Annotated in this window: 16 protein-coding genes and 1 pseudogene; 10 read left to right on the top strand and 7 right to left on the bottom strand. The window is 73.6% G+C overall.

The window, feature by feature from the left end:
* The first annotated feature begins 14 nt into the window (after positions 1-14).
* Together G6W55_RS02650 and G6W55_RS02645 are read left to right on the top strand one after the other, a co-directional pair.
* Positions 15-500 (top strand): pyridoxamine 5'-phosphate oxidase family protein, encoded by a 486-nt coding sequence (locus G6W55_RS02650; protein ID WP_175519103.1) that lies wholly within the window; start codon positions 15-17, stop codon positions 498-500.
* Between the two features lie 127 nt (positions 501-627).
* Complete coding sequence (locus G6W55_RS02645) at positions 628-1,020, top strand: VOC family protein (RefSeq protein ID WP_175519102.1); 393 nt, start codon at positions 628-630, stop codon at positions 1,018-1,020.
* Positions 1,021-1,083: 63 nt separating this feature from the next.
* Here the strand turns inward: G6W55_RS02645 and G6W55_RS02640 are convergent, their stop codons facing one another.
* From G6W55_RS02640 to G6W55_RS02620, 5 genes are all read right to left on the bottom strand, one after another.
* Complete coding sequence (locus G6W55_RS02640; RefSeq protein WP_175519101.1) at positions 1,084-1,401, bottom strand: DUF4235 domain-containing protein; 318 nt, start codon at positions 1,399-1,401, stop codon at positions 1,084-1,086.
* 17 nt (positions 1,402-1,418) lie between these two features.
* A complete protein-coding gene (locus tag G6W55_RS02635; RefSeq protein ID WP_175519100.1) occupies positions 1,419-2,429 on the bottom strand; it encodes a glutathione S-transferase family protein in 1,011 nt (336 codons plus the stop codon).
* Between the two features lie 227 nt (positions 2,430-2,656).
* Complete coding sequence (locus G6W55_RS02630; protein ID WP_175519099.1) at positions 2,657-3,103, bottom strand: nitroreductase family deazaflavin-dependent oxidoreductase; 447 nt, start codon at positions 3,101-3,103, stop codon at positions 2,657-2,659.
* A gap of 109 nt (positions 3,104-3,212) precedes the next feature.
* Positions 3,213-3,836, bottom strand: coding sequence for a LysE family transporter (locus G6W55_RS02625; protein ID WP_175519098.1), 624 nt, complete (start codon positions 3,834-3,836; stop codon positions 3,213-3,215).
* Between the two features lie 203 nt (positions 3,837-4,039).
* Positions 4,040-5,236: a serine hydrolase domain-containing protein gene (locus tag G6W55_RS02620; RefSeq protein ID WP_375372416.1), complete on the bottom strand. Its 1,197-nt coding sequence runs from the start codon at positions 5,234-5,236 to the stop codon at positions 4,040-4,042.
* 128 nt (positions 5,237-5,364) lie between these two features.
* Between G6W55_RS02620 and G6W55_RS02615 the strand changes: the two genes are divergently transcribed.
* The 3 genes from G6W55_RS02615 to G6W55_RS02605 all read left to right on the top strand — a co-directional run bounded on the left by G6W55_RS02615 (position 5,365) and on the right by G6W55_RS02605 (position 9,118).
* Positions 5,365-5,889 carry a flavoprotein gene (locus G6W55_RS02615; RefSeq protein WP_175519096.1) on the top strand — a complete coding sequence of 175 codons (525 nt, stop codon included), beginning with the start codon at positions 5,365-5,367 and terminating at the stop codon, positions 5,887-5,889.
* Between the two features lie 2 nt (positions 5,890-5,891).
* Complete coding sequence (locus G6W55_RS02610; RefSeq protein ID WP_175519095.1) at positions 5,892-6,860, top strand: aldo/keto reductase; 969 nt, start codon at positions 5,892-5,894, stop codon at positions 6,858-6,860.
* Positions 6,861-7,177: 317 nt separating this feature from the next.
* Complete coding sequence (locus G6W55_RS02605) at positions 7,178-9,118, top strand: RICIN domain-containing protein (RefSeq protein ID WP_254876052.1); 1,941 nt, start codon at positions 7,178-7,180, stop codon at positions 9,116-9,118.
* 67 nt (positions 9,119-9,185) lie between these two features.
* On the opposite strand, the gene G6W55_RS02600 is transcribed toward G6W55_RS02605, so the two are convergent.
* Complete coding sequence (locus G6W55_RS02600) at positions 9,186-10,436, bottom strand: SLC13 family permease (RefSeq protein ID WP_175519188.1); 1,251 nt, start codon at positions 10,434-10,436, stop codon at positions 9,186-9,188.
* Positions 10,437-10,549: 113 nt separating this feature from the next.
* On the bottom strand, positions 10,550-12,925 hold the full coding sequence (locus tag G6W55_RS02595) for a SpoIIE family protein phosphatase (RefSeq protein ID WP_175519093.1): 2,376 nt from the start codon (positions 12,923-12,925) through the stop codon (positions 10,550-10,552).
* Positions 12,926-13,181: 256 nt separating this feature from the next.
* Here G6W55_RS02595 and G6W55_RS02590 point away from each other — a divergent pair.
* From G6W55_RS02590 to G6W55_RS02570, 5 genes and pseudogenes are all read left to right on the top strand, one after another.
* Positions 13,182-13,621, top strand: a pseudogene (locus G6W55_RS02590) (glycoside hydrolase family 9 protein); the annotation flags it as partial.
* Positions 13,622-13,843: 222 nt separating this feature from the next.
* Positions 13,844-15,061, top strand: coding sequence for an RNA-guided endonuclease TnpB family protein (locus tag G6W55_RS02585; RefSeq protein WP_175519092.1), 1,218 nt, complete (start codon positions 13,844-13,846; stop codon positions 15,059-15,061).
* A 185-nt stretch (positions 15,062-15,246) separates the two neighbouring features.
* A complete protein-coding gene (locus G6W55_RS02580) occupies positions 15,247-15,492 on the top strand; it encodes a hypothetical protein (RefSeq protein ID WP_085206769.1) in 246 nt (81 codons plus the stop codon).
* Between the two features lie 3 nt (positions 15,493-15,495).
* Positions 15,496-15,873, top strand: coding sequence for a toxin Doc (locus G6W55_RS02575; RefSeq protein ID WP_175519091.1), 378 nt, complete (start codon positions 15,496-15,498; stop codon positions 15,871-15,873).
* Positions 15,874-16,294: 421 nt separating this feature from the next.
* Positions 16,295-17,914: an RICIN domain-containing protein gene (locus tag G6W55_RS02570; protein ID WP_175519090.1), complete on the top strand. Its 1,620-nt coding sequence runs from the start codon at positions 16,295-16,297 to the stop codon at positions 17,912-17,914.
* Positions 17,915-17,944 lie beyond the last annotated feature (30 nt).

The following is a 17,944-nucleotide window of genomic DNA, read 5'->3' as shown; positions in this document are numbered from 1 at the left end:
GCCACACTGGAAGCATGACCCGAGCACCGGTCCGCCCCGCGCGGCAGCGCAAGCACGACACGCTCCACCGGCTCGAACACGACGACCACGCGTGGGTCGCCACGGCCGCGCCGCCCACCGACGACGACGGCGGGGACGGCGCCGTGCCCTGGCTCGTGCCGCTGTCCTTCGTCTGGGACGGCGCCACCCTCCTCCTCGCGACCCCGGCCGCGGGTGCCACCGGCCGCAATCTGCTGGCGGGCGGCGCGGTACGGCTCGGTATCGGCGTGACCACGGACGTCGTGATGATCGAGGGCACCGCCACGGCCGTCCACCCCACCGAACTGCCCGAGGAGGACGCCGAGATCTTCGCCGGCAAGACCGGCTTCGACCCCCGGGAACTCCCCGAGCCCTATCTGTACTTCCACGTCCACCCGCGCCGGGTCCAGGCATGGCGGACGCGCGAGGAACTCCCGGACCGCGAGCTGATGCGGGACGGCACCTGGCTGGTGGCCGACTGAGACGCCCGTGGCCGCGGCAGGCATCGGTGACCGCGGCCGGCGCCGGTGACCGCCCGAAACCGGGGTATCCGCAAGGTCCGGGGCCGCGACCGCCGTCCCGGACCGCGAAACCCCCGGGAGGGACGACATGGCACTGGTGACAGCGGGTGTGGTGGTGCTCGACTGCGCGGAGCCCGAGAAGCTCGCCGAGTTCTACAAGGGGCTGCTGGAGGGGGAGGAGACCGAGGTCGGCGCCAACCGGGTGGAGATCCGGGGCGGCGACGGCACCCGGATGGCCTTCCGCCGTGACGGCAACGCCACCCCGCCGAGCTGGCCCCGTCCCGAGAACGCCCTCCAGGCCCATCTGGAGTTCGTCGTCGACGACCTCGACGAGGCCGAGCGCCGTGTCGTCGGCCTGGGCGGCCGCCCCCTGGAGGCCAAGCCGGCGCCCGAGCCCTACGAGGAGCGGCTCTTCTCCGACCCGGCCGGGCACTCCTTCACCCTGCGCCGGACCGTGTCCACGGCGCCGAAGCTGGGCTGACCCGCCGCCTGCCCGCCCCTTCCCACGGGGCCGGTCCCGGCCGGGACCGGCCCCGTGCCGTCGTCAGTCCCGGCCCTTCTTCCCCTTCTCCTTCTCCTTCGCCGGCCAGACCCCCGTATGGCGTTCGATGGCCACCGCGCCCGTGCGGTCGGCCGCGCTGCGGGCCGCGGCGAAGATCGCGCCCTGGACCGCCGCCGCGAGGATCACCTCGCCCCAGCCGCGGTCGCGGTCCAGGGCGTCCGGGGCGTCGTCCTCGTGCCGCAGCGCCCGCCAGGCCGTACGGAAGGCGTAGCCGGCCAGCAGGCCGCCCGCCCAGCCGAAGAGGAATCCGACGGGCTGGTAGACGAGGGGCAGTTTCCGCTTCGCGCTCTTCTTGCTCACGTGGCTCTCCTCACTGTTCAGGGCCGGCCCCGTGCCGGGACCCTCTCGTCGGCGCGGACCGGACCCGGCGGCGTCCCGTCCCCGAACGGCCGTCCGCCCAGCGTCTCCCGTCCGTGCGGGGCGAGCCAGCCGGACAGGTCGGGGCCGAGCGGGACGACCCGGGTCGGGTTGATCCCGGTGTGCACCTGGTGGTAGTGCCGTTTGATGTGGTCGAAGTCGACCGTGTCGCCGAAGCCCGGCGTCTGGTAGAGATCCCGCGCGTACGCCCACAGCACTTGGTTCTCCGCCAGTTTCCACCGGTTGCACTTGAAGTGGCCGTGGTACACCGCGTCGAAACGGACCAGCGTGGTGAACAGCCGGATGTCCGCCTCGGTGATCGTCGCACCGACCAGGTACCGCTGCCCGGCGAGCCGCGACGCGAGCCGCTCCAGCCGCCGGAAGACACCCGCGCAGGCCGCCTCGTACTCGTCCTGCCCGCCGGCGAACCCGGCCCGGTACACGCCGTTGTTGACGTCCTCGTACACCTCGGCCATGACCGTGTCGATCTCGTCCCGCAGCTTCTCCGGGTAGAGGTCGGGCGCGCCGGGCCGGTGCAGGTCCCGCCACTCGGTGGCGAGGTCGAGGGTGAGCTGCTGGTAGTCGTTGGTCACGAGCTGTCCGCTCTCCACGTCGACCACCGCCGGGACGCTGATCCCGCCCGGGTGACCGGGCTCCCGGCGTTCGTACGCCTCGCCGAGGTAGCGGATGCCGAGGACCGGGTCGCGGCCGTCCGGGTCGAGGGTGAAGCGCCAGCTCCGGTCGTCCTGGATCGGGTCGGCGACCGCCATCGACAGCGCGTCCTCCAGCCCGAGCAGCCGCCGTGAGATCACGGCCCGGCTCGCCCACGGACAGGCCCGGCTGACCACCAGCCGGTAGCGGCCCGCCTCCACCGGCCGGCCGTCCCGGCCGTCCGCGGTGATCCGGTCGGTGAACCGGCTCCGGGACCGGGTGAACTTCTGATGGCCGTACGAGGCGTTTCCCCCGCTCATGGGTCCTCCCGTGGCTCGCGGTCGTCTCCTGTCCTCCCCACCGCGTTCCCCGATCTCCGCGTACGCACCGTAGGAGTCCCGGGCCGGGGTGCCGGGGCAGCGGAAAGCCCCGCCGCGACGGGGGAGCGCGGCGGGGCCTGACAAACCGGTGCCCGGTCAGGGAGGGTTCATGCGCGCCCGGCGGTAGATTTTTCTACGCGTCCGCCGCCGGGCGCCGTCCGCCCAGGTCAGTCGGCCGCCGGTGTCAGCACGAAGACCGGAATCTCCCGATCCGTCTTCTTCTGGTACTCGGCGTAGGGCGGGAACGCGGCGACGGCCCGCTCCCACCACCGCTCCTTCTCCTCGCCGGTGACCTCACGGGCCGTCATGTCCTGCTTGACCGTGCGGTCCCGCAGCTCCACATGGGGGTCGGCCTTGACGTTGTGGTACCAGACCGGGTGCTCGGGCGCCCCGCCCTTCGAGGCGACCAGGGCGTACTCCCCGTCGTGCTCGACCCGCATCAGCGGCGTCTTGCGGATCTTCCCGCTGCGGGCGCCCCGCGTGGTCAGCAGGATGACGGGCAGCCCCGTGTCCTGCAAGGTCGTCCCCTCGGTGCCACCGGAGCCCTCGTACAGCTCCACCTGCTCACGCACCCACTGGGTCGGACTCGGCTCGTACTCGCCTTCGAGCGGCATGGCTATCCGTCCTCTTCGTAGCGTCGGCTGACGCCTCGATTCAACAACGGCCCGCCCGGGATTCGTCCGCACCGGGCCGCGCCCCGGCCACCTCTTCACCGCACGGCCCTCATACCGCCATGTCCACCGCCAGTACGGTCATCACCGCGCTCGACACCAGCGCCGTGACCAGCCGCCCCCGGTGACCGGTCAGGGCCCGCCCGAGCAGCGCCCCGCCCCCGGCGACCAGCACCTGCCAGCTCGCGGACGCGGCGAACGCGGCCACCACGAACACCCCCTGTTCCAGGGGCCGTACGGCGCCGGAGGCCCCGCTGCCGAGGACCAGGGCGGCGAAGTAGACCACGGTGGCCGGATTGAGCAGGGTGATCCCGAGCAGACTCAGAAAGGCCCGCCGCGCGGACGGCGGTGGCGGCACCGCCCGCACGGCGAGACGCCGCGCCCGGTACCGGCGTACGGCGGTCAGGGCGCCCCGGGCGGCCAGCGCCAGCAGGACCAGGGCCGAGGCCCAGCGCAGCGGCACCAGCACGGGCCGCAGCGCGACCGCCACGGCCGAGCCGCCGACGGTGGCCAGCAGGGCGTACAGCCCGTCGGCGGCGGCGACCCCGAGGGCGGCGCACACCCCGGTCCGCAGGGAGGTCCGCGCGGTCAGCGAGACGAGGTAGGTCGCGACGGCCCCGACCGGGACGGCGATGCCGTACCCGGCCACCAGCCCCGCGACGAGCGCGCCCGTCACGGGTGCGAGGGATCGGGCCTCCGCCGGCCGTCGGACCGCTGCTGTCGCCGCGCGGGAAGGGCGTCGGCGGGCGTCAGCGGCAGGAGGGTGTGCTTCATGAACATGGCCGGATCCTGCGGGCCCGCCCGGACCCCTGGCAAGCGAATATCGCCCGTCGCCTCGGCGGCCGTCGGCTGAGCGGCTGTCGCCTCAGCGCCGTCGGCTCAGCGGCCGTCGCGCAGGAGTGCGCAGACGAAGTCCTCCTGGAGGGCCCGCAGCCGTGCCAGGCGGGCCGGGGCCAGGGTCTTGTTGATCTGGGAGGTCACGGAGAACGTCAGGGAGCGGCGGCCGTCGGGGGTGGCGGCCATGAGCTGGGTGTAGCCGGGGAAGTTGCCGGTGTGCCCGAGGACCGTGCCGCAGCGCGTCTGGTACCGGAAGACGGCAAGCCCGGCGGTGTTGCGGCCGGGGCCCGCCGGTTCCGACGCGCCCTGGATCCAGCGCCGCTGCTCCCGGACGACCCGCTTGCCGTACAGCGCCCCGCCGACGTACCCGCGCACGAAACGCGTCGCGTCGGCGGGCGTGGAGACGATCCCGCCGGACGCCCAGACGCCGGAGGCGCTCAGCACCTCGCTGACGTCCTCGGGCGGGGCGGGCGGGCTCACGTCGTAGCCGTGCAGATACGGCGCCGGCATCCGGTAGCCCTGCGGCAGGCTGGTGTGCCGCAGGTCCAGCGGCCGGTAGACGAGCTTGCGCAGCAGGTCCTCGTACCGGGTGCCGGTGGCGGCCTCGGCCATCAGCGCGACGGCGATGTTGTCGGAGTTGGAGTACCGGTATTGGCTGCCCGGCCGGAACCGCAGCGGCTCGCCGGCCACGTAGTCGAGCAGGCGGCGCGAGTCGAAGCGGTGGCGCGGGTCGGCGGTCAGCACCTTCAGGAACGCGGGCGACTCGGTGTAGTCCGGCAGTCCGCTGGTGTGGTTCAGAAGCTGACGGAGCGTCACCGAGCCCCAGGCGCGCGGCAGTTTGGGGAGCCGCTTGCGCAGCGTGTCGTCCAGCCGCAGCGCGTGCCGGTCGACCAGGGACAGCGCCACCGCGCCGCTGAACGCCTTGGCGGTGCTGGCGATCCGCATGTGGTCGTCCGGGCGGGGCGCGCGCCCGGTGGCGAGATCGGCCACGCCCGCCCGCACGACCCGGGTCTCCTTGTCGCGCCGCAGTACCGCGATGGCCCCGGGCGGACCGCCCGGCGCGGCCACGAAGGCGGCGAGCCGGCGCTGGAGGGCGCGTTCGTCCGGCGGCGGCGCGGCCGCGGCACCGGCCGGCCCGGACACGGCCACCGCCGGGATCAGCGCCCCCAGACAGAGGGCGACGACGGTCACCGCCCGCAGCCGCGGCCGCGGCGGGGCAGGGCGCGAGGACATGGACATCAGGGCTCCCGGGAGACGGACGGACCTACCGGAGGCCAAGCCTCGAGTCACCGGCCCCGCCCTGCCTCCCGGACTACTGCACACGGCCCAGACCCCGTCGTCCCGGCCCCGTTCAGTAGGGTGCGCGGATGACCGAACAGGACGATCAACGGCCCTTCCTCTACGTCGTCGTCTGCGCCGCCGGAGTCGCCTCGGGTGTCGGCACGCTCATCGGCGCCGCGCGCGAGCAGGGGTGGCGGGTCGGGGTCATCGCGACGCCGCACGCCATGAACGGCTTCTTCGACACCGCCGCCGTGGAGGCGCTGACCGGACGCCCGATCCGCTCCGCCCGGCGGCGCCCGGACGATCCCCGTCCCTTCCCCGACCCCGACGCGGTCGTGGTCGCCCCGGCCACCTTCAACACGATCAACAAATGGGCGGCCGGCATCGCCGACACCCTGGCGCTCGGCACCCTGTGCGAGGTGACGGCGACGGGCGTCCCGGTCGGCGTCCAGCCGTGCGTCTCCGCCGCCCTCGCCACCCACCCGGCCTACCGGGAAAGCCTGATACGGCTGCGCGGGATGGGCGTACGCTTCGGATCCCCCCACGACGGCGCGGACGGTACGGAGTTCGGGTGGAAGCCGGCGTTGGACCTGGTACGTCAGGAGCGGTGACGATGCAGTACGTGAAGCTCGGCTCGACGGGTCTGGACGTGTCGCGGATCTGTCTGGGCTGCATGACCTACGGTCTGCCCGACCGGGGCGTGCACGAGTGGACCCTCGACGAGGAGGCGTCCCGCCCGCTGATCCGGCAGGCGCTGGAGGCCGGCGTCACCTTCTTCGACACCGCGAACGTCTACTCCGACGGCACCAGCGAGGAGATCGTCGGCAGGGCGCTGCGCGACTTCGCCCGGCGCGACGAGATCGTCCTCGCCACCAAGGTGCACAGCCGGATGCGGACCGGGCCCAACGGCGCGGGACTGTCCCGCAAGGCGATCCTGTCCGAGCTGGACAACAGCCTGCGCCGGCTCGGCACGGATCACGTCGACCTCTATCAGATCCACCGCTTCGACCCGTACACCCCGGTCGAGGAGACCATGGAGGCGCTGCACGACGTGGTGAAGGCGGGCAAGGTCCGCTATCTCGGGGCCAGTTCGATGTACGCCTGGCAGTTCGCCAAGATGCAGCACGCCGCCGAACGGCACGGCTGGACGCGTTTCGTCTCCATGCAGAACCACTACAACCTCCTCTACCGCGAGGAGGAGCGCGAGATGCTGCCGCTCTGCGCGGACCAGGGTGTCGGCGTGCTGCCCTGGAGCCCGCTGGCGCGCGGCCGGCTGACCCGGGACTGGGGCACCGTCACCGAGCGCAGCGCGACCGACGACTTCGGCGGCCGTCTCTATCTGGACGGCGACCACGCGATCGTCGCCGCCGTCTCCCGGATCGCGGCCGAACGCGGCGTCCCCCGCGCCCGGGTGGCGCTCGCCTGGCTGCTCAGCCGGAGCACGGTCACCGCGCCGATCGTCGGCGCCGCCAAGCCCCACCATCTCGACGACGCGGTGGCCGCACTGGAACTGGAGCTGAGCGAAAAGGAGTTGGCGGAGCTGGAGCAGCCCTACAGCCCGCATCCGATCGCCGGACACTGACCGGTTCGGCGTTCGCTGCCGCGAGCGCCCCCGCTAACACCCTTTATATCGTCCCGTTTTGACGCCTCATCAATTCCATTGTGGCCGCGCCCGGCGCACGAAACGACGGTATCTCTTGTTCCGCTTGGTCAGGCTGTGCAAAGGTGTGCCGTGTCGTGCACGGGTCGTGGTGTCCCGCGCCGTGCGCGCGAGGCCCCTCTTCGGCGTCCGCACCCCCCACGCTTCACCGAAGCAAATTTATTGGTCTGGACTTTTCCGTGGTCCGGACTTCTATGACGCATGCCCCCAGGAGGAATGCACTCGTGAATCACGCAGGCATGTCGAATTCCCCTTCGGCGCGCCGCCTGGACGCGACGGACGAACAGCTCGGCGCCGAGCTGAAACAGCAGTGGACGGGAGCGTCGTCCGCCCCGTACCCCGTCGGCGAACTCCTCGACCGGCACTGGGAGGCGGCCTTCGCCTACGCGCGGCTGTGCACGGACGGGGAACGCGCGGCGGGCATGCTCACCACCGCCGCCTTCACCCGCCTCTTCGGCGCGACCCTGCGCCAGGACGGCCCCACCGCCGCCTGGCGCCCCCACCTCCTGGTCACCGTCCGCCGGCTCGCCGCCGAATGGGACGCCGACGGCCGCCGCGACCTGCTCCACCCCGAGCTGCGCTCCGACCACGGCGACGGCGAGCGGGTCGCCGCCCGGCTGCTGCCGCCCGCCAACCGGCGCATGCTGTCCCGGGCCTTCCAGCGGCTGCCCCAGTCCGCCCGCTGTCTGCTGTGGCACACCGAGGTGGAGACCGAACCGCTGGCCGCACCCGCCGCGCTGCTCGGCCTCGACGACGACGGCGCCCGCGTCGAACTCCGGCGCGCCCGCGCCCGGTTGCGCGAGGAGGTGCTCCAGGTCCACAACGAACTGGCCACCGACGAGGAGTGCCACCGCTACCACCGGCTCCTGGACGTCACCTGCCGGCGCGGCGGTGTCGACCTCGACGCCGATCTGCGCGCCCACACCGAGCGGTGCCGGCACTGCGCCCACACCGCCGACCAGCTCCTCCAGTTCGAGGGGCTGCTCGGGGTCGCGCTGGCCGAGGGCGTCCTCGGCTGGGCCGCCCACGCGTACCTGGCGGCGAGGGCCGCGGCCGCGGCGACCGCCGAGGCGTCCGCGGGGGAGGCGACCGCCGCGCCCGGCGAGCCCTTCACCGACGAGACCGGCCTGCCGACCGGTCCCGTCGCACCCCTGCCCACGGCCCCGGCGCGCCCGGCCCGCGCCGCCCGTGGTTCCCGCACCGCCCCCGCCGCCGGCTCCGGTGTCTCCAGGAGCGCCGCGCGGTCCGCCGCAGGCCCCGCGGGCGACGCCCCGGCCGGGTCCCGCCGCTCCGTGCAGAAGGCGGTCCGCCGCACCCGGCGCCGCCATCTGGCCGCAGCCGTCCTCACCGTGAGCGGGCTCGTCGTCCTGCCCCTCGTGCTGTGGGCCACCCTCGGTTCCGGCGAGGGCTCCGGCCACACCGACACCCAGGCGGACGGGCGGTCCGACGCCCAGACCGACGGCAAGGCCGCGAAGAGCCCCGGCGCGGGCACCGCCGACCCGTCCTGGATCGGCGCCCAGGACCCCCAGAACCCGCAGGGCACCCTGCGCGGCGGACTGCGCAACGTCTCCTCCGGGCTCTGCATCGGCATCGCCGGCGACCGGGCCGTCGAGGGCGCCGAGGCCGAACTCGCCACCTGTTCCAGCGCGCTCGGCCAGCAGTGGTCGTACGAGACCGACGGGCTGCTGCGCAGCGCGGCCGACACCGGTCTGTGCCTGGACTCCCGCCTCGGCTACTCCGTGCGGCTCGCCCCCTGCACGGCCGCCGCCCGGACGGACACCCGCGACCTGCGCTACGACTTCACCCTCCAGGGCACGCTCGTCCCCCGCTCGGGCCAGGACCTGGCGCTGGCGCCCGCCGCCACCGACGGATCCGGCGCGCTCGTCCTGAAGAACCGCGAGGACGGCCCCGAACAGCGCTGGGTGATCGACACCTCCCAGTCCGACGCCCGGATGCAACTCGTCAACTGGGGCGAGACCGGCACCCCCGACCCCACCCCCGGCACGACGACCCCCACCCCCCGGCCGACCAGCACCCCCACGCCCTCCACCCCGACCACCACCCCGTCCGCCACGACCACCACCGACGACACGGAATGCTCGTACCGCCGCGACTGCGGGGACGACGACGGCCGAGGCGACTACGGCGACGGCCGCGGCCGGCACGGGGGCCGTCGCTAGGGGCGCGTCGAGGTTGTGACCCCGGCCTCGGAGGCCGAGCAATCGCGACAGCCGCGCCGAGGCCCCCTCACACCACCTGGAGCGACACCCACAGTGCCACCACCGCCGGGATCAGCGTGGCCGGGACCGTGAGGAGGCCCAGGCGGGTGAACTCGGTGACCGCGACCCGTTGGGCGCGTTCGTGGACGACGCGGCGCCACAGCAGGGTGGCCAGGGAGCCGGCGTAGGTCAGGTTGGGGCCGATGTTCACGCCGATCAGGACCGCGAGCACCGCCCCGGCGCCGGCCGGGGCGGCCAGCGGGACCAGGACCAGGACCGCCGGCAGGTTGTTGATCAGGTTGGCCAGGACGGCGGCGACCCCGGCGACGGCGAGCAGGGCGAGCAGCCCCGTGCCGCCGGGCAGGGCGTGCCGCAGCGCGTCGGCGAGGCCGTTGTCGACGACCGCGCGGACGACGATGCCGAGGGCGAGCACGAACGCCAGGAACCCCGGCGCGGCCGACCGTGCGACGGCCACCGGTGTCACCCGGCGCCGGGCCAGCGCCCGCACCGCCATGACCAGCGCCCCGGCGAAGGCCGCCCACGCCGGTTCGACGCCGACCGCCGAGGCCACCACGAACCCGGCGAGCGTGCAGCCCACGGTGACCAGCGCGAACACCGGCACCTCGGGCGCCGGGCCGGTGTCCTCGACGGGCTCGGCGGCGGGCAGGTCGGCGGCGAAGAAGCGCCGGAACACCGCGTACTCGACGCTGATCGCGACCAGCCACGGCAGCGCCATCAGCGCGGTGAACCGGGTGAAGCTCAGCCCGCTCGCCGTGAACGCCAGCAGGTTGGTCAGATTGGACACCGGCAGCAGCAGCGAGGCCGTGTTCGACAGATGGGCGCAGGCGTAGACGTGCGGTTTCGCCCGCACCCCCATCCGGGCGGCGGTGGCGAACACCACCGGCGTGAGCAGCACCACCGTGGCGTCCAGACTGAGGACCGCCGTGATCACCGAGGCGAGCACGAACACGGCGGTGAGCAGGGTGCGGGGGCGCCCCGCCGCCCGCCGGGCCATCCAGGCGCCGCACGCGGTGAAGAGCCCTTCGACGTCGCACAGGTGCGCGAGGACCAGGACCGCCGCGAGGAACCCCACCACCGGTCCGAGCCGTTCCGCTTCGGCGAGCGCGTGCTCCGGCGAGATCGCGCCGAGGGCGATGAGGGCGGCCGCCGCGGGGACGGCGACGCATGCCTCCGAGCGTCCGGCGGGGCGCAGCACCGCCCAGCCGAGCGAGGCGACGAGCAGGGCGACGGACAGGGTTTCGGCGAGCGGCGCGTTCAGGGTGGATCTCCGGGCGGCGGGGTGAGGGCGTGCCCCGCCCCAGGACTACGGGTGAGGGTGTGCCGTCCATGTAAACACGCCGGCGTAAAGCGCTTGCCAAGTGACCGGCGCGCTCACTCCTGGTCGAGCAGGGTCAGCTCCGCCCAGATCGTCTTGCCGTCGCCGGTGTGCCGACTGCCCCAGCGCTGGGTGAGCTGGGCCACCAGCAGCAGCCCGCGGCCGCCCTCGTCCCAGGTCTTCGCCCGGCGCAGATGCGGGGCGGTGTGGCTGGTGTCGGACACCTCGCAGATCAGGGTCTCCGCGTCGTGGATCAGCCGCAGCCGGATGGGGTGGGAGCCGTAGCGGATGGCGTTGGTGACCAGCTCGCTCACCACCAGCTCGGTCGTGAACGACGCCTCGCTCAGCTCCCAGCGCGCGAGCTGGTCCACGACCTGTTTGCGGATCGGCGCGACCAGCGCCGGATCGGAGGGGATGTCCCAGGTGGCGACCTGCGAGGCGGGCAGCCCCCGGGTGCGGGCCAGCAGCAGGGCCACGTCGTCGGCGGCGTTGCCGACCGGCAGCAGGGCGTGCAGCACCCGGTCGCAGGTCTCGTCCAGGGAGCCGGAGAACGCGGCGAGCGCCTCGGTCAGCCGCCGCCTGCCGACCGCCGGTCCCCGCTCGCCGCAGTCGAGCAGACCGTCGGTGTAGAAGGCGAGGACACTGCCCTCGGGCAGCTCCAGCTCGGTCGACTCGAAGGGCAGCCCGCCCACGCCCAGCGGCGGGCCCGGCGGCAGATCGACCTCGCGCGGCACGCCGCCGGGCCGCAGCAGCACCGGCGAGGGATGGTCCGCCCCGGCCATCGTGCAGCGCCGCGACACCGGGTCGTACACCGCGTACAGACAGCTCGCGCCCACCTCGCCCGGGCTGCCGCCCTCGCCGCCGGCCGCCTCCTCGGAGAGCCGGACCACCAGGTCGTCGAGGTGGGTGAGGAGTTCGTCGGGGGCGAGGTCGATGTCGGCGAGGGTGCGCACGGCGGTCCGCAGCCGGCCCATCGTGGCCGACGCCTGCACACCGCTGCCCACGACGTCGCCGACGACCATGGCGACCCGCATCCCGGACAGCGGGATGACGTCGAACCAGTCGCCGCCCACCCCGGCCCGCGAGGCCGGCAGATAGCGGGACGCCGCGTCGACGGCGGCGGTGCGCGGCAGGGTGCGCGGGAGCAGGCTGCGCTGGAGGGCGAGGGCCGTCTCGCGCTCCCGGGAGAACCGGCGCGCGTTGTCGATGCAGACGGCGGCCCGGGCGGTGATCTCCTCGGCGAGCAGCACGTCGTCCGGGGTGAAGGGGTCCGGCCGCCGGAACCGGGTGAGGACGGCCACCCCGAGGGTCGTGCCGCGCGCCCGGATCGGCACGGACATCGTGGAGTGGATGCCGATCTCGCGCACGCGCGCGTGCCGCGAGGCGTCCCGGGCCAGCCAGTCGTCGAGCCGGCCCTGCCGCACCGAGCCGACCGTGGTGCGGCCCGCGAGCAGCGAGTCGGCCTGCGGGGAACCGGCCGGATACTCCTGCACCTCGCCGGGCTTGGCCACGGCCTCCGGCTCGCCGGGCGTGATCGAGCGGTGCGCGCAGCGGCGCAGCGCGACGGGCGCCGAGAACCGGGTGGGGGGCTCCCCGCCGTCCTGCGGCTCCAGCAGATCGACGCTGACGAAGTCGGCGAGCGCGGGCACGCACACGTCCGCCAGCTCCTGCGCGGTGCGGGTGACGTCCAGGGTCGTGCCGATCCGCACGCTCGCCTCGTTGACCAGGCGGAGCCGTTCGCGGGCGAGGTAGTTGTCGGTGAAGTCGTGGGCGGACAGACACACGCCCCGCACCCGGCCCTCGGCGTCGGTCACCGGCGCCAGCCGGGCCAGCCAGGCGTGCGGCTGCGCCTCGCCGCCGCTGCGGGTGTACGTCTGGACGTCCTGGGCGCGGCCGGTGGCGAGCACCCGCAGCATGTGCCGCTCCAGGTCGGCGCTCTGCGGCCGGCCGCCGATCTCGGAGGGCCGCAGCCCCCGCACCCGCTCCTCGGGCAGACCTATGGCCCGGGCCATCGCGTCGTTGATCCGCACCAGCCGCAGCCGTTCGTCGTAGACGGCGATCGCGCACGGGGACTGCATCAGCGCGGCCGTGGCGAGCAGGTCGTCGGCGGGACGCGGGGCGTCGGGCAGCGGGGCGACGACGAGCCACCGGCCCGGGGTGTCGTCGTGCGGCGGCCGGCGGTGGGCGAGCAGCCACACCGGTACGGCCCGGCCGTCACGGTGGCGCAGGGTGACCGTGCCGTCCCAGCGGCCCATGACCGGGACCGGGAGCGGACCGTCGGCGAGGAGATCCCCCGCGGGGCGGCCGACCACCTCCGCCGGGCTCCAGCCGAGCAGGGTGTGCGCGCCCTCGTTCCAGTCGACGAGCGTGCCGGTGTCGTCGACGACCACCCGGGCCGTCGCGGCCTCGTCGAAGGGATACTCGGGGGTCATCGTCGCCACTCCATCGCGGACACTCACAGTGAACGGGCGCTGTCACATCCGTTCCAGCCTAGTCCGTCCGGCTGCCGGGCGGACCGGAACCCCCGCAGGTGCGGGGACCGTGGGTGCCGCGCGGCGTCAAGGGCCGTTCGGGGGCATGTGGTCCGGCGACCGGGTGGATGTCGTCCGGACCGTTGACGGGGTGTCATGACTGCGACAAACATAGCGGACGACCCTTCTTTGGGAGCGCTCCCATGGAATTGTCGTGCTCCACCCGCCGACCACCACGGCTGCCCTCGACCTGGCCGCCACGGCCGCCCGTCTCTACCGCCCCTACGACAAGGCGTTCGCCGCCCGGGCGCTGAGCGCCGCCCGCACGGCCTGGGCTGCCGCGCTCGTCCACCCGGACCTGTATGCCGACCCTGCCGACGGCGGCGCGTACCCCGACGACGACGCCCCGGACGAGTTCTACCGGGCCGCCGCCGAGGTGTACCTCGCCACCGGCGAACAGCCCCTCAAGATCTCCTGCGTCACCGGCTACGGCGAGGTCGCGGCCCACAACCGGCACAGCCGCTGGTACGCCCGCCAGTTGGACCCGGCGCTGCCGGCCCCGCCGGGCGGCACCCTCGCGTGCGGCCCCAACTCCAGCATCCAGGACCTCTACGTGCAGAGCCTGATCCCCGGTGCCGCGTGGGCCAGTTCTGCTACCGGATCCAATCGAAGTGCTCCGACTTGCGCTGTGCGCACGGTTCCGCACCGTCGATCTCGGCTCGGACGGGCCGGCTCTGCTTCTCGGTGTACTGCTTCACGATCGGCAGTGGAGCCGGATACTCCTGGCGGAGCCTGCGAGGGGCCGACGCCCTTGAGGCGGTCGGCCAGTGCAGATGTTCTGATATCCAGCCATAAGTCAACCGTTGTAGGGTCAGCGGTGTGCAGTTGAGGTACAGCTTCCGTCTGTATCCGAACGGTCCTCAGCGCTCGGCGTTGGCCAGGGCGTTCGGGTGTGCGCGGGTGGTCTACAACGATGGGCTTCGCGCCCGCGAGACCGCCCGCGCCGCAGGCGAGGCGTTCCCGAAGGCCGGGGACCTGTCCAAACTGCTGATCACCCAGGCGAAGCTCACCGAAGAGCGCGCATGGCTCGGCGAGGTGTCCGCCGTCGTCCTCCAGCAGTCCCTCCGGGACCTGGACACCGCCTACCGGAACTTCTTCGACGGCCTCAAGGGCAAGCGCCCGCGTCTGGGGGCGCCCCGGTTCAAATCCCGCAAGGACAATCGGCAGGCCGTACGGTTCACTGCGAACGCCCGATGGAAGATCACGGCCGGCGGGGACCTGTCTTTGCCGAAGATCGGCGACGTGCGGGTCAAGTGGTCCCGCAGCCTCCCCTGCGTGCCGTCCACGGTGACCGTGATCAAAGACGCTGCCGGGAGATACTTCGCGTCTTTCGTCGTGGAGACCGATTCCGAGACGCTGCCCGGCGTGGCAGCCGCCGTCGGCATCGACCTGGGTCTCGGGCACTTCGCGGTCCTCTCCGACGGCACGAAGATCGACACCCCGCGCTTCCTGCGCCGGGCCGAGAAGAAACTCAAGAGGGAACAGCGCAGGCTGTCCCGCAAGGCCAAGGGATCGAGGAACAGGGACAAGGCCCGCATCGAGGTCGCTCGCGCTCACGCGCGGGTGGCCGACGCGCGGCGCGAGTTCCACCACCAGCTCTCGACGAGGATCATTCGCGACAGCCAAGCGATTGCCGTTGAGGACCTGGCGGTGAAAGGGCTCGCTCGTACGCGCCTGGCCAAGTCCGTCCACGACGCGGGATGGTCCGCGTTCGTGACGATGCTGGAGTACAAGGCCGCGAAGTTCGGCCGCAGCTTCCTCCGCATCGGCCGGTTCGAGCCGACCTCCCAGGTCTGCTCGCAGTGTGGCGTCAAGGACGGCCCCAAACCCTTGCACATTCGCGTGTGGGAATGCGGAGCTTGCGGGGCCGTCCTCGACCGGGACATCAACGCGGCGGTCAACGTCGCCAAGGCCGCCGGACTGGCGGTGTCAGCCTGTGGAGCGCAGGTAAGACCGGTACTCGTACCGGCCCAGCGCGGTGAAGCAGGAACCCACCGAGACGGTCGGCCGACCGTGGTAGGAATCCCCGGGCCATAGCCCGGGGAGCGGAAGTCAAATCGACGACATCCGGTCCGTCCGTCCGGTCCGGGCCGGCCGTCAGGGTGACCTCCCCGGTCCCGTCCGCGCCGCGAGAACCGCGCCGCCGTGTGCCGGTACCGCAGCGGCGCCCCGCTGACCTGGGGACATTTACGGCCGAGTACCCGGGCGCTACCGTGAGGGGCATGCCAGCCCTCAATGTGGAGTTCAGCGATCGCGAGCTGGAGGACCTGCGGCGGATCGCCAAGGAACGCGGCATCTCGATGAAGACGCTCGTCCGGCAGGCCGCCGCCGCGGACATCGCGCGGCACCGGGCGCTCCAGGAGGGCGCCGAAGCGTTTCGGACGTTCTTCACGGCCCACGCCGACGAGTTCGCGGCCGCCTTCCCCGACGACGAACCCTCCGCCAGGGGCACCGGGCGGGTCGTCTGACCGATGGCAGCCGTCCTCCACATCGACGTGCCGTGGCTGCTCCGGCGCCACGAGGAGGTGCTGCCGGAGCAGCCCGCCATCGACGACTTCTCGGCACTGGTCGCCGCCGTCGCCCGGCACCGGGTCGACCCGCCCCGGCTCGGTGTGAACGCCGACCCGGCCTGGCGGGCCACCGCGCTCCTGCACACGCTCGCCCTGCTCAGACCCCTGCCCGCGGCCAACGCCCGCTTCGCCTGCGCGACGGCGGTGGCCTACATGTTCGTCAGCGGCGTCGGCATCGACCCGCCCTACGGCGCCCTCGTCGACCTCACCCGGGACCTGATCGACGGCAAGACGGACGTCTACGGCGCCGCGGACCGGCTGCGGTCCTGGCAGATCTGACACCCCACGGCCACTCCTGAAGCCTCGTGGGCCGCCGGCCGAGGGCGGGAGGAGCAGGGCCGGCGGCCATGGCGCGCGGGAGAGCCGCCGTCCCGCGCGGGGCCTTCCGAGGAAGTGGCCGGTTCCAGTCCACTACGCGGCACCGCGCGCGGGAAGGTGCGCGAGGGCCCGGCAGGTGCGCGCGTTTCACACGGGGCGCAAGAGCGGAGGAAAGGGGTGCCGAGGGGCATGCCGACGGTCCCGTCTGTCGACTTTCTTTCAACAAGGGCCCGCTTGTCCTCGCGCCTTGTTGCGTACGACTCAGTTGTGCGAGGGTGACGCGTGGGGCGGGGGGTGAAAGCGGGATCTCCGCGTTCGCCGGCGGAGTCGAGTTTCGCGCTCCCCGTCGCGTCGACCAGGTACGTACCAAAGGAAACCCTCAGTGCCCACCCCCCAGCCTCCTCGTCCCCCCTACCCGCCGCCAGGCGGGGCTCCCGGCGAATCCGACGAGTCGCTCGCCGCGGGGATACGCGGCGGCACGGACAGCGAAGTGGCCCAGTCCACCGCGCTGCTGATCGCCCGGCACTGGCGGCCGGTGCACGAGTACGCGGTCATCTGCCTCGCGTCCGGCGGGAACGTGTCCAACATGCTCACCGCGGCCGCCTTCCACCAGGTCTTCGACCGGGTGAAGCTCGGCGAGCCCGGCACCGCGCTGCGCCCCCGACTCCTGGTGACCGTACGGGACATGGCCCGGCTGTGGGCCGCCGACCCCGGCATCTCCGACGTCCTGCCGGTGCTGACCAAGCCGGCCGGCGCCCGCGGCATGCGCACCTCGAAGTCGCTGATCCCCGACAACCGCGTCCTCGCCGAACGCTCCTTCCAGGGCCTGCCCGCGGTCGCCCGCTGCGTCCTGTGGCACGTGGAGGCCGAGGCCGAGGAGCTCACCGTCGCCGCCGGACTGCTCGGCCTGGACTACGAGACCGCCTCCGGCACCCTCGAACAGGCCCGGGACAAGCTCCGCGAGGGCCTGGTGCGCGCCCACCGCGAACTCGCCCCCAGCAAGGACTGCCGCTTCTACAACCGGCTCCTCGACGTCCCCATCCGGCGCGGCGGAGACCTCCTCCCCGACGTCCGCTCGCACCTCGACGAATGCCGCTACTGCCGGGCCGCCGCCGAACAACTCGGCCATTTCGAGAACGGTTTGGGCGTCCTGCTCACCGAGGCCGTGCTCGGCTGGGGCGCCCGCCGCTACCACGACACCCGCCCCGGCCGCGACAAGCAGCAGTCGGTACGGCTGCGCGGCTCCGCCCGGCACCGGGGCGGCGGCGGCACCCGCGGCCGGCGCTCCTCCCTGCTCTCGCGTCTGTCCGCGCCCCGCCGCGGGGCGTCCGGCGGGACGCGTTCGCCGCGCGCCCTGTTCACCGGTGTCGGCCTCGCCTCGGCCGGGCTGCTCACCACCCTGCTCGCGGCCGGCGTGTGGTCCGACGACGGCGGCGCCGACCCGGCCGCCGCCACCAGCGGGGCCGCCCCCGGCACCGACTCCCGGGCCGCCACCGGCTCGCCCACCAACCCCGCGCAACTGCCCACCGCGTCGGGCCGGACCACCCTGCGCAACATCGGCACCGACCTCTGTCTCGACGTCCAGGGCGAGCCGGCCGCCGGGGCCGCCGTCCAGCTCGCCGCATGCTCGGGCGAGGCCACCCAGCAGTGGTCGTACTCCGACGACGGCATGCTGAGCAGTGTCGCCGACCCCGGCCTGTGCGTGGACGCGCACGCGGACGCCGGGGTCGTCATCCTGGGCGACTGCGCCGACACCGGCGACCCGCGCGCCGACGACGTGCGCTACGACCTCACCGCCCAGGGCGAGTTGCTGCCCCGCTGGGACGACGCCCTGGCGCTCGCGCCGGCCGGTGAGGAGCCGGGCGCCGACGTGGTGGTGAAGGTCCGCGACCGTTCGCCCTCGCAACGCTGGGCCACCGAGGCCGTCTCCGCCACACCCGGCTCACTGGCGGTCACCCCGCCGGCGGCGCACCCGGCGGGATTCCCGGACGACACGGCCTGAGACGCCTGGTCCGGTCGCCCGGCTTGAGGC

Source organism: Streptomyces sp. CAI-85 (assembly GCF_013363615.1).
Classification (GTDB): domain Bacteria; phylum Actinomycetota; class Actinomycetes; order Streptomycetales; family Streptomycetaceae; genus Streptomyces; species Streptomyces antibioticus_B.
Note: the sequence above shows the minus strand (reverse complement) of the source record. Positions and strands in the feature narration are given on the sequence as shown.